This window comes from Streptomyces sp. NPDC032091 (assembly GCF_055580265.1).
Window position 1 is genome coordinate 268126 of sequence record NZ_JBVILR010000002.1, and the last position, 13686, is coordinate 281811.

The window sequence follows — 13686 nt, forward strand, 5'->3', positions numbered from 1 at the left end:
GCCAGGTGGGCCGGATCGGGCCGGGCCGTACGGAGGAGGGGGGCGGGGGAATGGCGGAGACAGACCCCTATGCCCCCTACGCGCCGTACGCGGCCACGCGCTCCGCATGCCCCGTCCAGCCCCTGCCCGCCGGCCCCGCAGGGCGTGCCGGCTACCTCGTGACCGGCTACGCCGAGGCCCGCGCGGCCCTCACCGACCCCCGCCTGTCGAAGGACACGGGCGTCTTCTTCGCGGGCAAGGAGTCCCGCCGCCGCCTGCACCCGGCGGTGGCCCACACCATGCTGGCCAGCGACCCGCCCCACCACACCCGGCTGCGCAAGCTGGTGACCAAGGCGTTCACGACCGGGGCCGTCAGGGAACTGCGTCCGTTCATCGCCCGGGTCACCGACGAGCTGCTGGACCAGTGGCCCGTCGGCGAACCGGTCGACTTCGTGGCCCGCCTCGCGGTGCCGCTGCCGGTCATCGTGATCTGCCGGCTGCTCGGGGTGCCGCGGGCCGACCGGCCCGCGGTCCAGCGCTGGTCCGCGGAGCTGTTCGCGGCGGGGGAGCCCGAGGTCATCGACGCGGCGTCACACGGGTTGGCCGGTTACCTGACGGACCTCATCGCCGCCAAGCGCCGGGCCCCGGGCGACTCGCTCCTGGACCGGCTCGTCTCGGCCCGGGACGGAGAGGACCGCCTGAGCGAGGAGGAACTGGTCTCCCTGGCCGTGCTGCTGCTCGTGGCCGGGCACGAGACCACCACCAACGCCCTCGGCAACGGCCTCCTCGCGCTGCTCCTGCACCCGGCCGCGGCGGATCGCCTCCGCGAGGACCCCGACGGGATCCCGGCCGCGCTGGACGAACTGCTCCGCTTCGACTCGGCGGTGAGCACGGCCACGTTCCGCTTCACCACGCAGGCCGTCACGCTCGGCGGCACCGAGGTCCCGGCGGGCGTCCCCGTACTGGTCGCCCTCGGCGCCGCCAACCGGGACCCGGCCCGGTTCCCGGCACCGGACCACCTCGACCTGGACCGGGACGCGGCCTCCCACCTCGCGTTCGGGCACGGGATCCACCGCTGCGTCGGCGCCCCCTTGGCCCTGGCCGAGCTGGAGATCGCCCTGCGAGCGGTGCTGACCCGCTTCCCCGCGCTCCGCCTCGCCGTACCCCCCGACCGCCTCCGGTGGCGGCGCACCCGCCTCGTCCGCGGGCCGGTCGCGCTCCCCGTCCTCACGGCGTAGGGCGGCTTCTGCCGGGGCGAGGTCAGCCGACCCGGCCGCTCCTCGGCTCGATGCCGCGGACCCTGGCCGGGGTCGCCTCCGGGGTGAACGCGTGGTGGAAGGTGAAGGCGTGCGGCGCGCAGTCGTGGTCCCGGAGGTGTTCCAGCCGGGAGACCCCTTCCCGCCAGGTGGGTATCACGCCGTCGGAGACCCACCAGGCCACGTGGTTCGGGTGCCCCGTCCTCTCGAACCAGTCGTGACGCCTGTTGAGCGCCGCACGGTGCAGGCCGCCGTAGACGGCCTCGAAGGCGGGGCGCAGGCCGGTCCAGAGCGAGAGGGTCGCGGCCAGGGCGGTGGTCTCCGGCGTACGGCCCTTGTCGTACCAGGTGGGAACGGCGAACTCGCCCCAGGCCCCCCAGTCCGCGTCGAAGAGCACGCCCGGGTCGCTGCCCGCCGGTTCGGCGTGCGCGAGGTACCCGGGCTGCCGACCGATCTTCCGGTAGACGGCCTCACCGCGTTCGTAGAACTCGCGCGTGACGGGTCCGGGGTCGGCGAGGGGTGACTTCAGGATGCCGAACGTGTACAGCGCGAGATGGGGCATGCGTCTCTCCCTGCCGGGGTGCCTGGTGTGGACGGGTTCGGGGGCTCACCCGCGCGGGGCGAGGACGGGAACTCCCGTGTCGCCGTGGGTGATTGCCGAAGACCAGGTGAAGGTAGCCGCCTCCGCGGATCCTGTCGAAGTTGCGTTTTTGCCGTTCAAGTGGCCTTGCGGCCGGTGGCGGAGCCGAAGCCCAGCCAGGTGTGACGGTTGTTCCACCAGCACCAGCCCACCTTGGGGGCGTCGCGACGCTCGCGGCCGTCCCGCCCGGTGCCGTTGCTGATCCAGATCGCCGGGGTGCGGGCGTCCAGGGTGCCGTTGGCCTTGCGCAGCCGGGAACCGATGGTCATGAAGCAGTGGTTGCGCTCCAGCACCTCGGGCCGTTGCAGCAGCCAGTGGATCCCCTCGGTCAGCACGAGGGGGGTGCGGTCCTCCTTGACGAGGGCGGGCAGGGCCTCCTCCGGGCTCCAGTCGGCCATGCGGTCACCACGGTCGGGGCCGGAGACGAGGTAGACGGGCGCGTCGGGCACCTCCGCGTGGTGGGGCTCGAAGCGGTCGACGTCGGTCATGTCGGTGACGACGAAGCCCGGCTTGTCCCCGTGGCGCAGCAGCGGTGCCAGCACGGAGGAGGGGGCCCGGTCCGGGTGGAGGGCGAGGAGCACGCTGCCGTCCCCGGGCTCGGCGCGCTTGGCGTAGGTGCGCAGCTCCGCGTCGGACATACCGGCGAGCCGGGGCACTCCGAGCTCGATCAGGCGCTCCGCCTGGGCGGCGAGCGGCGGCAGCGGGGACAGCGGGGGCAGGGCGGGAGCGGAACCGGAATCGGAGGCGGTTTCGGGCGTGGGCATGGAACTCCCTCGTTTCGTGATCGAAGCGGCGGCCCCGGCTCAACGAGACGGCCCGCCGGATCGTTCCCAGCCCCGGCGACCGGCCCCGGAACGGCTCGCACCGGGGCACCGGCCATGCGTCCGGTAGCGTCCGTGCCGTGAATGCCCTCGACGCGCTCGTCCGTCTCTGCCCGCCGCCCCTCGACCCGCCGCCACCCGTGGTCGACTGGGCGAAGGCCGAGCGGGACCTCGGTACCGCCCTGCCCGCCGACTACAAGCGGCTCGTCGGGGCGTACGGCGCCGGCACCTTCGACGAGACGATCCGGCTGCTCGTCCCCGACGCCTCCCACGACGACTTCGACCTGCTCGCGCTGACCGCCGAACGGAACGAGATCCTCGCCGAACTCTGGGAGTACGAGGACCAGCCCGACGGCCTGCGGGAGGCGGGGGCCAGGGTCCTGCCCTGGGCGGGCGAGGAGGGCACGGGGGCGTACCTGTACTGGCTGGCCCGGCCCGGCCGGCACCCCGACACGTGGACCGTGCTCTACAACGAGGGGCGCGGCCCCCTCTGGGAGGCCCACGACACGGGGTGCCTGGCCTTCCTGCTGGCGGTGCTCACCGGCACCGCGGACACGGACTACTTCGGCCACCTCCGCGAACTGCCGAAGCCGACGCACCACCGCTTCACGCCCGCGGCCCGCGGGGCAGTGCCTGCCGGGGAGGGCATCGAGCACCGGTGAACCCGCCCCGCGGGAGGCCGGGAAAGAACCCCGCGCTTGGCCTGTTCATGTCCATGCTCGGCCTGGTCTAATGCACCAACCGCTCGCCGTCGCCCACGGAAGGCACACCGGCCGATGCTTCCCACCCCGCTCCACGTCGTCAACGAAGGCCTGGCGTTCCTCATGGAGTTGGCCGGGCTGGCCCTGCTGGCCTGGTGGGGGTGGTCCACCGGCCAGAACACCGTCGTGCGGGTCCTGCTGGCCGTCGGCGCCCCCGCGCTCGCGGCCACCGTCTGGGGTCTGTTCGCCGCGCCCAAGGCGACCTTCACCGTTCCGCTCGTGGCCGTGCTCGCCGTGAAGGCCCTCTTCTTCGGCTCCGCCACCGCCGCCCTCTACGCCCTCGGCCGCACCCAGCCCGCCGTCGTCTTCGCCGTGGTGGCCGTCGCCAACACCGCCCTCGCGGAACTCGACCGCCTGCGCCGCGCCTGACGCCGGAAGAGGGCGGCGGCTACTGGGCCAGGTAGCCGCCGTCGACGGGGAGGATGCTGCCGGTGATGAAGGAGGCGGCGTCGGAGGCCAGGAAGGCGATGGCACGGGCCACCTCCTCGGGCACACCGAGGCGGCCGAGCGGGTGCAGGGTCGCCATGTGGTCGAGGTACTCGGCGCCCCCGGGCTCGTCCGCGAGGCGCTGGACGCGTTCGGTGCGGATGGTGCCGGGGGCCACCGCGTTGACCCTGATGCGGCGCCCGGCCCACTCGACCGCGAGGTGCTTGGTGAGCCCCGAGGCGACGAACTTCGCCGGGCCGTAGGCCGCTTGGCGGGCCTGGCCGGCCACGCCGGAGATCGAGGAGACGCACACCACCGACCCGCCGGTCGGCTGCCCGGCCATCTGCGCGATGGCGTACTTGCACGTGAGGAACATCCCCCGGCCGTCGACGGCCATCACCCGGTCCCAGTCCTCGGCGCTGGTCTCCAGGAGGCCCGAGAGCGGCAGGATCCCGGCGTTGGCGACCAGCACGTCCAGGCCGCCGCCCGCCGTCACCGCGGCGCCGGTCATCCGCTCGGCGTCCTCGGGCCGGGCGACGTCCCCCGTCACCACGGTCACCTCGTACGCGTCACCCCGGTCGGCGCAGTCCCGGCGCAGCGCGGTCAGCCCGGCCGTGTCCAGGTCGGCGGCGGTGACCCTGGCGCCGAGCCGGGCGAACAGGGCCGCGGTGGCCCGTCCGATGCCGCTGGCCGCGCCCGTGACCAGGCACGACCTGCCGGTCAGATCGATCAGATCGGTCCGATCGCCCCGTCCTTCGCCAGCCCGCACGGCGCACCGCCTCCGCTCGCCCCGGGACCGGGCCCCTCCCGGCCACCGGCCCCCCAACGAGCGCCCGGCGGCACGGGTCACGCCCGGGCCGCGCCCGCGTCCGGCTCCGGGGCCAGGGCCAGGAAGTCGTCGTGTGTGCGGACCCGGACCCCGGGACGGTCCTCGGCCAGCGCGGCGATCATCGCCGCGGCCAGCCGGCCCGCCGGCACCGGCCGGTAGGGGCGCGCCGGCCCGGCCAGCAGCGGGGCCAGTGCGGTCGCGGCGGTGGCGCCGAGGCCCTCGCCCGGGCGGTGCGAGGGGCGGTGCCCCAGGATGAACGAGGGCCGGAAGAACTCGGTCTGGGGGTAGCCCAGCGCCGTCACCTCCGCCTCCATGTCCCCCTTGACCCGCAGGTAGAAGGCCCGGGAGCCGGACCCGGCGCCGACCGAGGAGACGACGGCGATCCGCTCGGCGCCCGCGTCGCGGGCCAGCGCGGCCACCCGTACGGTGTGGTGCTGGTCGACCTCGCGGAAGGCCTCCTGCGACCCGGCCTGCCGGATGGTGGTGCCCAGCGCGCCGTACACGTCCGTCCCGCCCGGCTGCCCGGCCGGCAGGTCGTCCGCCCCGAGCGCGGCGAAGTCCACCACCCGGGCGTCCAGCCGCGGGTGGACGAGGCCGAGCGGGCGGCGGGCCAGTACGGTGACGCGGTCGTAGCGCGGGTCGCGCAGCAGCCGCGCCAGCAGTTGCCCGCCGACCAGTCCGGTGGCTCCGACCAGGAGCGCGCTGCGGTTCACGGGGGTTCCTTTCCGCCGCCGGCGGCCGGCCCGCCGGAATCCCCGCAGGATGTCACATCCGTACGGGTACACCGGCCGTTCAGCGCCGCAGGTAGGCGAGGACGGCGAGGACCCGCCGGTTGTCCTCGGCCGAGGGGGCGATGCCGAGCTTCGCGAAGATGCTCGCGGTGTGCTTGGCGACGGCGCTCTCGCTGAAGTGCAGGGCTCCCGCGATGGCGGCGTTGGAGCGGCCCTCCGCCATGAGTTCCAGGACGTCGCGCTCGCGCGGGGTGAGGGCGGAGAGGGTGCCGCGGGCCTGGCCGCGGGCCAGCAGCCGTCCGATCACCTGCGGGTCCAGGACGGTGCCGCCAGCCGCGACCCGGCGTACGGCGTCGACGAACTGGCCGGTGTCGGTGACCCGGTCCTTCAGCAGGTAGCCCACCGCGCCGTCTTCGCTCGACAGGAGCTCGTTCGCGTAGAGCTGGTCGACGTACTGCGACAGCACGAGTACCGGCAGCCCGCGGTGGCGGCGCCGGGCTTCGAGGGCGGCCTGGAGGCCCTCGTCGGTGTGGGTCGGCGGCAGGCGCACGTCCACGACCGCCACGTCCGGCCGCTCCTCCAGCAGGGCGCGCAGCAGTCCGGGGCCGTTGTCCACGGCGGCGACGACGTCGAAGCCGTGCTCGGTGAGCGTGCGGACCAGGCCGTCCCTCAGGAGGAAGAGGTCTTCGGCAAGGACGACGCGCACGGGATCTCCAGGGTGACGGTGGTGGGGCCGCCCTGCGGGCTGTGCAGGACGAGGCTCCCGTCGAAGGTAGCCAACCGCCCCCGGACGCCGAGCAGCCCGGTCCCCCGGGAGGGGTCCGCACCACCGCGGCCGTCGTCGGTGACGGTGACGCGCAGCCGCGGCCCGCCGGCGTCCGTGTCCTCGTGCACCAGCAGGACGTCCACGCGGCCGGCACCGGAGTGCTTCGCCGCGTTGGCCAGCAGCTCGTTGACGGCGAAGTAGGCGGCCGACTCCACGGCGGCCGGCAGCCGCCCGGCCGTCCGGACGTCGACGTACACGTCGAGGAAGCTGTCGAGGGCCAGGGAGCGCACGGCGTCGCCCAGGCCGCGGTCGACGAGGACCGGCGGCTGGATGCCCCGAACGAGGCCGCGCAGGTCCTCGAGGGCCCGCCCGGACAGCTCGCGCACCTCCAGCAGTGCGGCCCGGGCGGCCGGCGGATCGTCCTCCAGCAGCCGGGTCGCGCTGTCCAGGCGCATCCCGAGGGCGACGAGCCGGGCCTGCGCCCCGTCGTGCAGGTCTCGCTCTATGCGCCGCAGCTCGGCCGCCCGGTCGTCCAGCACCCCGGCCCGGCTGTCCGTCAGCTCCCCGACGCGGCGCTGTAGTTCGGTGACGCGCGGGGCGGCCAGCAGCCGCCGGCCCCACCGCGCGTGCAGGCGCAGCACGGGCGGGGCGAGGAGCAGCCCGGCAGCCGTGAAGCCGCCTCCCAGCACCGCCGCCGCGAGCATCAGACCGGTGCTGCGCACGGGCACGAAGGCGTACCAGTTGCCACCGTCGTCCAACAGCCGCCACACGAACGGCTGCACGACGGCCCCGAACAGCCCCTGTACCACCAGGATCGGTGGTACCGCGACCAGCAGGCCGCCCACCAGCGGCTCCAGCCACGCCCAGGTCAGCTCCCGCCAGAACCCGGCGTCGGCCAGGACGGCGCGCGCTCCCGCGACCCGCGGGAGCGGATCCGGCGCCGTGATCCGCACCCCCGACCACCGTTGCGCCCGCTGCCGGGCGAGGTCGGCGCAGCGGCGCAACGCGGCCGCGGCGGGCGGCAGTAGCCACAGGCCGAGGCCGACGGGCAGCAACAGCAGGGCTCCCACCACGCCCGCTCCGACGGCCGTCACCCTCAGGCCCAGCAGGCCGGCGAGCTGGCAGCGGCCGACGGCGGTCAGGCCGCGGGACCACCCCGCACGGAGGGGACGCGGTGGAGGGGATGTCGAACTCATGTCCCGTGCAGGGTAGTCGGTCCGGCCGGCGCCGCCCCCGGCGCATGCGGTGCCGTCCTGCGGGCGGCCACCGCCGGCGGGACCACCACCGAGACCACCGCCACCAGCAGGCAGGACAGGCCGAAGCAGAGCATGGGCCGGACGGCTCCGGACTCCTCGTCCATGAAGAGGAGCAGGCCGAGGTTGACCAGGGCGTGGAAGCCGCCCGCGAGCAGCAGCCGGCGCCACCCGCCCACCCCGTCGAGGGCGACGCCCAGGACCACCGACATCGCCACCGTGGCCACGAGGAACCCGGCGGCGTAGAGGGGTGCCTGGGCGAAGACCTGCACGTGCCAGGCGCCCCACAGCACTCCCACCGTCACCGAGGAGGCGACCGTTCCCAGACGCGTGCGCAGCAGCGGCTGGAGCCAGCAGCGCCAGCCGACCTCCTCCCCGCACGCCCCCACCAGCTGGGCCACGGCGATCAGCGCGAAGGGGTGGTGCAGCGATCCCGGCGGTGTGAAGCGCGCCCCGCCGTGGACCGCGGAGTACCCGAGTACGGCGAGCGCGACGATCAGCCCGGCGGCACCGAGCAGCACCGCACCCCCGAGGGACCGGACGCCCGCCTCCGCCCCCGGCCCCGGCCCCGCCCCCGTTCCCCGGAGCAGCTCACGCGTCTGCCGGCGCCGGCACAGCGCGACCGCGCCCACCGCGAGGGCCGGCCCGAACTGCGTCAGCTGCACGACCTCCTCCGGTATCCCCGTCCCCGGCTGCGCCGCCCCCAGCACCCCCGCCGCCACGAAGGCCACGGCGGTGAACACACCCGCGACGCCCCACACCCCGGCACGCTCCGCCCGCAGCCCCGTACGGTCCCCGTCCCCACGTCCCATGACACCTTCCCCGTCCGTCCGATCGATCCATCGGTCACGCGGACCACGATGCCGTCCGCCGCGCGGCGGGCCACTGCACCTGGCAACCGGGCCGGGGTGGACCTGGATACACCCCCGGCCCCCGCTACCCGTGCGACGGCAGGGCCGGGGCGTAGCCGCGGGCGCGGACGAGGTCGTGGGCGAGCCGGGTGAAGGCGCGGGTGGCGGCGCTCTCGTAGGCGCCTTCGCGGCGCAGGAGGGTGACCGTGCGGGTGGGCAGGGGCGGGTCGAGGGGGACGGGGGTGAGGTGGGGGTGGTCGTGGGTGACGGCGTCGGGCAGGACGGTGGCGAGCGGGGTGCGTCGCACGATTTCGGTGAGGGCCTGGAGGGAGTTCGCCTCGACCGCGATGCGGGGTCGGACCCGCTGGCCGGCGAAGTAGGCGTCGATATGGCCGCGCGTCGCGAAGTCGGCGCTGAGCAGGGCGAGTTGCTCGTCCTTGAGGGCGCCGACCGGGAGGGGGTCGGGCAGCTCCCGGGCGCGGGCGGCGGCGGTGACGAGGCTGAGGGTCTCCGTGAACAGCGCGGTGGCGGTGATCGAGGGCGGGTGGGCGCCGGCGAAGGCGATGCCGAGGTCGAGGCCGTCCGCCAGCAGGGCCGCTTCGATGCGGTCCTGGGGCATCTCCGTCAGGGTGAGGCCGATGCCCGGGTGACGGGCGTGGAGCTCGGCGGTGAGCGGGCCGATCAGGTAGGCGGTGAAGGTGGGGGTGACGCCCAGGCGCAGGTGGCCGCGGGAGAGGTCCTGGACGTCGTGCACGGCGCGTTCGGCGGCGGCCAGGTCGCGCAGCGCGCGGCGGGCGTGGTCGGCGTAGACGGCGCCGGCGTCGGTGAGCCGCACCGTGCGGCCGGAGCGGTCCAGCAGCTGCACGCCCAGGGTGCGCTCCAGCTGCTTGATCTGCTGGGAGAGCGTGGGCTGCGAGAGGTGGAGCTCCTCGGCGGCGCGCGTGAAGGTGCCGTTCGGCCACGGCGAGCAGGTAGCGCAGGTGACGCAGTTCGAGAACGGCCATGCGACGACTATAGATGCGGACAATAGCTTCTATGGACAACAGCTCTTGGACACTATAGGCACAGGTCATGCAGGGTGAATCTCACGAGCCCACCACCCGACCGAGGGAGTGACCGTGCAGGACCTCATCCAGGGCGTCGCCCGTTTCCAGCGGGACGTCTTCCCCGCCAAGGCGGAGCTCTTCGCCCGACTGGCCACACACCACAGCCCGCACACGCTGTTCATCGGCTGCTCCGACGCCCGCGTGGTCCCGGAGCTGATCACCGGCACCGAGCCGGGTGACCTGTTCGTCGTCCGCACCGCGGGCAACCTGGTGCCGGCCTACGCGCCCGGGGCCGACGGGGTCGCGGCGAGCATCGAGTACGCGGTCGCCGCACTGGGCGTGGCGGACGTCGTCGTCTGCGGTCACTCCGCGTGCGGCGCGATGACCGACCTCGCCCAGGGCCACGACCTCAGCGGTGCCCCGGCGGTGGCCGACTGGCTGCGGCTCGCCGACGCCTCGGTGGCCCGTACCGCCACCGCCGGCGACGTCCCGTCCCTGGTGCGGCACAACGTACGCGCCCAGCTGGCGAACCTGGCCACCCACCCGTCGGTCGCCAGGGCCCTGGCGGAGGGGAGGGTCGCGCTGCACGGCTGGGTCTACGACATCCCCACCGGCCGCGTCGAGGACCTCACCGCCACGGCCACCGCCCCCGCGGCCTGACCCCCGCCCCCACTCCACCCCACTCCCACCCCTCACCCGAACATCCCTGAAAGGACGTACCGACCATGGTGCAGGCACAGTTCACGCAGACCGCCCGTGAGGCCCTGGCCGACGAGGCCGTCGCGGCGAAGACCGTCAAGAACCTGTCCTGGAAGCAGATCGCCGAGGCCTCCGGCCTGTCGGTGGCCTTCACCACCGCCGCCGTCCTCGGCCAGCACCCGCTGCCGGAGGCATCCGCGAAGGCCGTGGCCGAGCTGCTGGGCCTGGACGCGGACGCGGCGCTGCTCCTGCAGACCATCCCGGTCCGCGGTTCGATGCCCAACCGGATCCCCACCGACCCGACCATGTACCGCTTCTACGAGATGCTCCAGGTCTACGGCACCACGCTGAAGGCCCTGGTCCACGAGGAGTTCGGGGACGGCATCATCTCCGCGATCAACTTCAGGCTCGACGTGAAGAAGGTCGCCGACCCCGACGGCGGCGAACGCGCGGTCATCACCCTCGACGGCAAGTACCTGCCGACCAAGCCGTTCTGACTCCCCAGGACTCCAGGTAAATCCGTTGGCGCCGGAAGCCCTCACCCGGCAAGACTGCGCCGGTGCATCCCATGCCCCCGCGGGCCGCCCCGCTTCCTGTGCCGCCACTCGCCCGCCTCTGGGAGGAACACCGGCGCGCCCCGTACCCCGACGGCTTTCGTGGAGTCGACGTCAAGGGCGTGAGCCTCATCCTCCTGGACGCGAATGTCGCCGGCCTCGTCCACACCGAACTGGACGGCGGGCTCGACGACCGGGGCATCGCCCTCCTCTGGGCGTGCATCGCCGACCTCGACGAGGTCGTCCCCCTGATCGATGCGGAGTACTGCGCCGCCTATTTCGCGAAGCTCCGGACGATGGCCGGCCTGGCAGCGGCACGTCACCTTCCCACCGTGACCTGACCCGGCCGAGGGCGCACGGGACATCGGCACTCCCCCTCAAGACGTGGCGACGTGATCGTGGGCGGCCGCTATTGAACGCGTTCAAGGACTCTGTCAGGATAATCCTGCGAGCGCACCCGCCGGTTGATCGCCGGGCCGCCGCGCACGTCCGCGTGCCCGTTCCGCCGCGCCCCGGAGGCCAGCCGCATGATCTTCGCCCTGCTTTTGCTCATCGCCCTGGGGCTGGCCGCCGCGATCGTGCCCGGCGTGCTCCTCGGGTTCGTGTACGTGCGGGTGAGCCGCTCGCTGCCGCTGTGGGCCAGGAGCGTGCTGCTCCCGTTCTCCGCCCTCTCCTTGGCGCTGCTGTGGCCCTGCGTGGCGGGGACCGGCAACTACTGGTGGCCGGTCGCCATGGTGCTGTCGGCCGGCACGATGTGCGTCACCGGCCTCGTGTTCCTCCTGTACGAGGTCCAGACCCGGCCCCGGCATCATGCCGCCGCCTGGACGGGCGCGTACCCCTCCGTAGGCCCGGTCGGATGACGGCCGGGTCCGCGCGGTCCCGCCCGCCCTCGGGGAGGGCGGGACCGCGCCGGGCCGCTACCGGGAGACGGCGGCGCCGGTCATCCGATCGAGACGTTCTCCGCCTGGGGGCCCTTGGGGCCCTGGGTGACGTCGAAGGTGACCTGCTGGTTCTCCTGCAGCTCACGGAAGCCCGCCGCGTTGATCGCGGAGTAGTGGACGAAGACGTCCGGCCCGCCACCGTCCTGCGCGATGAACCCGAAGCCCTTCTCCGCGTTGAACCACTTCACCGTGCCCGTCGCCATACCTGTTCTCCTTGCCACGATCACAGAGCGCGGGAGATCACCAGCACCCTGCAGAAACAACGAACTCCCCGACCGGCGCACGCGATACGCAACCGCGCCCACGGCATACACCGGGGGCGTCGGGGCGCGGCGGCCAGGACTGCCGGGAAGAAGGTACCGGATCAGCGGAACGTCGCCGGTGGAACCGTCGCGGCGCGGCGGGGGGAGAGGTCGGCCGGCGCGGTACTACCGTCGGAGGAGTGACGGGAACCCCTGCCGACCATCTGTGGTCGGAGTCCATGCCGGCGGCGTACGAGCAGTACCTGGTGCCGGTGGTCTTCCGGCCCTTCGCCGAGGACCTGGCCGCGAGGGCGGCCGCACTCCGCCCCCGTCGCGTACTCGAACTGGCGGCCGGAACGGGAGTGCTGACGTCGTACTTGGTCGCCAGGGAGCCGGCGGCCGAGGTGACGGCCACCGACCTGAACGAGGCGATGGTCGCCCTCGGGTCGGCCCGGGTCCCGGGCGCGGTGTGGCGGCAGGCCGACGCACAGCGGCCGCCGTTCCCGGACGGCGGCTTCGACCTGGTCGTCTGCCAGTTCGGTGTCATGTTCTTCCCCGACCACGTCGCGGCCTTCGGCGAGGTGCGGCGGGTCCTGGCCCCGGGGGGCCGGTTCTTGTTCAACACCTGGGGCCCGCTTGAGACGCACGGCTTCGAAGTCGCGCTGCAGGCAGGGCTGGAGCGGGCCCTTCCGGACGACCCGCCGCGGTTCTTCCCGACGGTTCCGCACGGCTACGCCGACCCCGCTGTCGTGGCCGCCGATCTGGCGGCCGCCGGGTTCGCCGTCGAGGAGCAGCGGGAAGTGACGCTCCAGGGCCGGTCCGGGTCGATCGCCGACCTGGCGACCGGGTACCTCACCGGGACGCCGGTCCGCGCGGCCGTCGAGGAGCGGGGCGACGGGCCGGCCGCCGCCGTCCGCGCGACCGTGATCCAGGAGATGACGGCCCGCCTCGGGCCCGGGCCGGCCAGCGCGCCGATGACGGCGTACGTCTTCCGCGCCGCCGCAGCCTGAACGCGGGACGCCCCGGGCCGGGGCGCGGTGTCAGGCGGGGCGTGGCGGCGGCCGGCCCGGGGCCGCCGCCGCGCAGCGGACGCACGTCGTCGTCGCCGGGCGGATCTCCAGCCGCTCCGGCGGAATCACCCCGCCGCAGCCCTCGCACCGCCCGTACGCGCCGCGTTCGAGCCGGTCGAGTGCCAGCTCCAGCTCTTCCAGGTGCGCGCGGGCCTGCTCCATCAAGGACGCCACGTGAGCCCGCTCGAACGCGGTCGTCCCGCCCTCGGGGTCGTGCTCGTCGTCGACCGCGATCAGGGCGTTCGCCGCGACGATCCCCTCGAAGTCGCGGCTCAGCGCGGCCAGCCGCGCGAGGGTGTCCGCACGGTCGGCCGCGAGCCGTCCGCGGGCGGCCGCGACGGTGGCCGGGGCGGGTGGCGGGTCGGGGGACGAGTCCATGCTGCGGCAACGCCGGGGCGCGGTCCCCGATTCCCCGGACGCGGCCACGCGCAGGACGTCCGCCGTTTCGACCCCCACCCGGCGGGCAGCCGCGCCGTGGAGAACAGGACGTCCGACGGAAGGATACGGCTCCATGATCAACTCTGCCTCCGCACTCGCGACGAGTGCCTCGGGAACCGCCTTCGCCTCGGCGGCCGGTGTGATCGTCGTCGTCCTGCTCATCGGCGCCGTCTGGTGGGGCGTGAAGCGGCGTGCCGCCGAGCCGAAGCCGCCCACCACGGCTGAGCAGCCCCGACGGCCGGCCGGCGCGGGCGGCCCCGAGCAGAGCCGTGAGACCGAAGCGCAGGCCTTCCCGTCGGACGGCAGCCGGCGGACCGCGCACGAGCTCAAGGGCTACGGCAACTTCGGCTCGCCCGAGGACGAGCGGCCGTGACGTCGACGCG

The 13686-nt window shown here is 74.3% G+C and carries 18 protein-coding genes and 1 pseudogene; 9 read left to right on the forward strand and 10 right to left on the reverse strand.

Annotation, left to right across the window (positions count from 1 at the left end; all coding sequences use genetic code 11):
• The first annotated feature begins 50 nt into the window (after positions 1–50).
• Complete coding sequence (locus tag ACZ5NJ_RS04135) at positions 51–1217, forward strand: cytochrome P450 family protein (protein ID WP_468762521.1); 1167 nt, start codon at positions 51–53, stop codon at positions 1215–1217.
• A gap of 22 nt (positions 1218–1239) precedes the next feature.
• Here the strand turns inward: ACZ5NJ_RS04135 and ACZ5NJ_RS04140 are convergent, their stop codons facing one another.
• Together ACZ5NJ_RS04140 and ACZ5NJ_RS04145 are read right to left on the reverse strand one after the other, a co-directional pair.
• A complete protein-coding gene (locus ACZ5NJ_RS04140) occupies positions 1240–1797 on the reverse strand; it encodes a DUF3291 domain-containing protein (protein ID WP_468762523.1) in 558 nt (185 codons plus the stop codon).
• A 155-nt stretch (positions 1798–1952) separates the two neighbouring features.
• Positions 1953–2639, reverse strand: a complete 687-nt coding sequence (locus ACZ5NJ_RS04145; protein ID WP_468762525.1) for a DUF5701 family protein — start codon at positions 2637–2639, stop codon at positions 1953–1955.
• A 137-nt stretch (positions 2640–2776) separates the two neighbouring features.
• Here ACZ5NJ_RS04145 and ACZ5NJ_RS04150 point away from each other — a divergent pair, with 137 nt between their 5' ends.
• Together ACZ5NJ_RS04150 and ACZ5NJ_RS04155 are read left to right on the forward strand one after the other, a co-directional pair.
• Complete coding sequence (locus tag ACZ5NJ_RS04150) at positions 2777–3358, forward strand: SMI1/KNR4 family protein (protein ID WP_468762527.1); 582 nt, start codon at positions 2777–2779, stop codon at positions 3356–3358.
• A gap of 114 nt (positions 3359–3472) precedes the next feature.
• A complete protein-coding gene (locus ACZ5NJ_RS04155; protein ID WP_468762529.1) occupies positions 3473–3826 on the forward strand; it encodes a YrdB family protein in 354 nt (117 codons plus the stop codon).
• A gap of 19 nt (positions 3827–3845) precedes the next feature.
• Here the strand turns inward: ACZ5NJ_RS04155 and ACZ5NJ_RS04160 are convergent, their stop codons facing one another.
• The 6 genes and pseudogenes from ACZ5NJ_RS04160 to cynR form a co-directional block, all read right to left on the reverse strand.
• A complete protein-coding gene (locus ACZ5NJ_RS04160; RefSeq protein ID WP_468762531.1) occupies positions 3846–4652 on the reverse strand; it encodes an SDR family NAD(P)-dependent oxidoreductase in 807 nt (268 codons plus the stop codon).
• A 77-nt stretch (positions 4653–4729) separates the two neighbouring features.
• Positions 4730–5425: an NAD(P)H-binding protein gene (locus ACZ5NJ_RS04165; RefSeq protein ID WP_468762533.1), complete on the reverse strand. Its 696-nt coding sequence runs from the start codon at positions 5423–5425 to the stop codon at positions 4730–4732.
• Positions 5426–5504: 79 nt separating this feature from the next.
• Positions 5505–6149, reverse strand: coding sequence for a response regulator transcription factor (locus ACZ5NJ_RS04170; protein WP_468762535.1), 645 nt, complete (start codon positions 6147–6149; stop codon positions 5505–5507).
• A complete protein-coding gene (locus ACZ5NJ_RS04175) occupies positions 6113–7405 on the reverse strand; it encodes a sensor histidine kinase (protein ID WP_468762537.1) in 1293 nt (430 codons plus the stop codon). The genes ACZ5NJ_RS04170 and ACZ5NJ_RS04175 overlap by 37 nt, the downstream gene beginning before the upstream one ends.
• Positions 7402–8274: a CPBP family intramembrane glutamic endopeptidase gene (locus ACZ5NJ_RS04180; protein ID WP_468762539.1), complete on the reverse strand. Its 873-nt coding sequence runs from the start codon at positions 8272–8274 to the stop codon at positions 7402–7404. The genes ACZ5NJ_RS04175 and ACZ5NJ_RS04180 overlap by 4 nt, the downstream gene beginning before the upstream one ends.
• A gap of 124 nt (positions 8275–8398) precedes the next feature.
• Positions 8399–9317, reverse strand: a pseudogene (gene cynR / locus ACZ5NJ_RS04185) (transcriptional regulator CynR).
• Positions 9318–9431: 114 nt separating this feature from the next.
• On the opposite strand from cynR, the gene ACZ5NJ_RS04190 reads away from it, so the two are divergent.
• The 4 genes from ACZ5NJ_RS04190 (at position 9432) to ACZ5NJ_RS04205 (ending at position 11472) form a co-directional block, all read left to right on the forward strand.
• Positions 9432–10019, forward strand: a complete 588-nt coding sequence (locus ACZ5NJ_RS04190) for a carbonic anhydrase (protein ID WP_468762541.1) — start codon at positions 9432–9434, stop codon at positions 10017–10019.
• 65 nt (positions 10020–10084) lie between these two features.
• Positions 10085–10555: a cyanase gene (gene cynS, locus ACZ5NJ_RS04195; protein WP_468762544.1), complete on the forward strand. Its 471-nt coding sequence runs from the start codon at positions 10085–10087 to the stop codon at positions 10553–10555.
• 179 nt (positions 10556–10734) lie between these two features.
• Positions 10735–10953, forward strand: a complete 219-nt coding sequence (locus ACZ5NJ_RS04200; protein WP_468762546.1) for a hypothetical protein — start codon at positions 10735–10737, stop codon at positions 10951–10953.
• Positions 10954–11139: 186 nt separating this feature from the next.
• On the forward strand, positions 11140–11472 hold the full coding sequence (locus ACZ5NJ_RS04205) for a hypothetical protein (protein WP_468762548.1): 333 nt from the start codon (positions 11140–11142) through the stop codon (positions 11470–11472).
• An 80-nt stretch (positions 11473–11552) separates the two neighbouring features.
• Here the strand turns inward: ACZ5NJ_RS04205 and ACZ5NJ_RS04210 are convergent, their stop codons facing one another.
• Positions 11553–11756, reverse strand: coding sequence for a cold-shock protein (locus ACZ5NJ_RS04210; RefSeq protein WP_468762550.1), 204 nt, complete (start codon positions 11754–11756; stop codon positions 11553–11555).
• A gap of 278 nt (positions 11757–12034) precedes the next feature.
• Between ACZ5NJ_RS04210 and ACZ5NJ_RS04215 the strand changes: the two genes are divergently transcribed.
• Complete coding sequence (locus ACZ5NJ_RS04215; protein ID WP_468763139.1) at positions 12035–12805, forward strand: class I SAM-dependent methyltransferase; 771 nt, start codon at positions 12035–12037, stop codon at positions 12803–12805.
• 30 nt (positions 12806–12835) lie between these two features.
• Here the strand turns inward: ACZ5NJ_RS04215 and ACZ5NJ_RS04220 are convergent, their stop codons facing one another.
• Positions 12836–13243 (reverse strand): TraR/DksA family transcriptional regulator, encoded by a 408-nt coding sequence (locus ACZ5NJ_RS04220; protein ID WP_468762552.1) that lies wholly within the window; start codon positions 13241–13243, stop codon positions 12836–12838.
• Positions 13244–13376: 133 nt separating this feature from the next.
• Here ACZ5NJ_RS04220 and ACZ5NJ_RS04225 point away from each other — a divergent pair, with 133 nt between their 5' ends.
• Entirely contained in the window at positions 13377–13676 is a 300-nt protein-coding gene (locus ACZ5NJ_RS04225; protein ID WP_468762554.1) for a DUF6479 family protein, read from the forward strand.
• Positions 13677–13686: the final 10 nt, after the last annotated feature.

Excerpts from the sequence above, each read along its gene's own strand:
- ACZ5NJ_RS04215 (WP_468763139.1), top strand. The coding sequence starts at position 12,035 with ATGCCGGCGGCGTACGAGCAGTACCTGGTGCCGGTGGTCTTCCGGCCC.
- ACZ5NJ_RS04145 (WP_468762525.1), bottom strand. The coding sequence starts at position 2,639 with ATGCCCACGCCCGAAACCGCCTCCGATTCCGGTTCCGCTCCCGCCCTG.
- ACZ5NJ_RS04155 (WP_468762529.1), top strand. The coding sequence starts at position 3,473 with ATGCTTCCCACCCCGCTCCACGTCGTCAACGAAGGCCTGGCGTTCCTC.
- ACZ5NJ_RS04225 (WP_468762554.1), top strand. The coding sequence starts at position 13,377 with ATGATCAACTCTGCCTCCGCACTCGCGACGAGTGCCTCGGGAACCGCC.
- ACZ5NJ_RS04140 (WP_468762523.1), bottom strand. The coding sequence starts at position 1,797 with ATGCCCCATCTCGCGCTGTACACGTTCGGCATCCTGAAGTCACCCCTC.
- ACZ5NJ_RS04135 (WP_468762521.1), top strand. The coding sequence starts at position 51 with ATGGCGGAGACAGACCCCTATGCCCCCTACGCGCCGTACGCGGCCACG.
- ACZ5NJ_RS04180 (WP_468762539.1), bottom strand. The coding sequence starts at position 8,274 with ATGGGACGTGGGGACGGGGACCGTACGGGGCTGCGGGCGGAGCGTGCC.
- cynS (WP_468762544.1), top strand. The coding sequence starts at position 10,085 with ATGGTGCAGGCACAGTTCACGCAGACCGCCCGTGAGGCCCTGGCCGAC.
- ACZ5NJ_RS04210 (WP_468762550.1), bottom strand. The coding sequence starts at position 11,756 with ATGGCGACGGGCACGGTGAAGTGGTTCAACGCGGAGAAGGGCTTCGGG.
- ACZ5NJ_RS04220 (WP_468762552.1), bottom strand. The coding sequence starts at position 13,243 with ATGGACTCGTCCCCCGACCCGCCACCCGCCCCGGCCACCGTCGCGGCC.
- ACZ5NJ_RS04175 (WP_468762537.1), bottom strand. The coding sequence starts at position 7,405 with ATGAGTTCGACATCCCCTCCACCGCGTCCCCTCCGTGCGGGGTGGTCC.
- ACZ5NJ_RS04205 (WP_468762548.1), top strand. The coding sequence starts at position 11,140 with ATGATCTTCGCCCTGCTTTTGCTCATCGCCCTGGGGCTGGCCGCCGCG.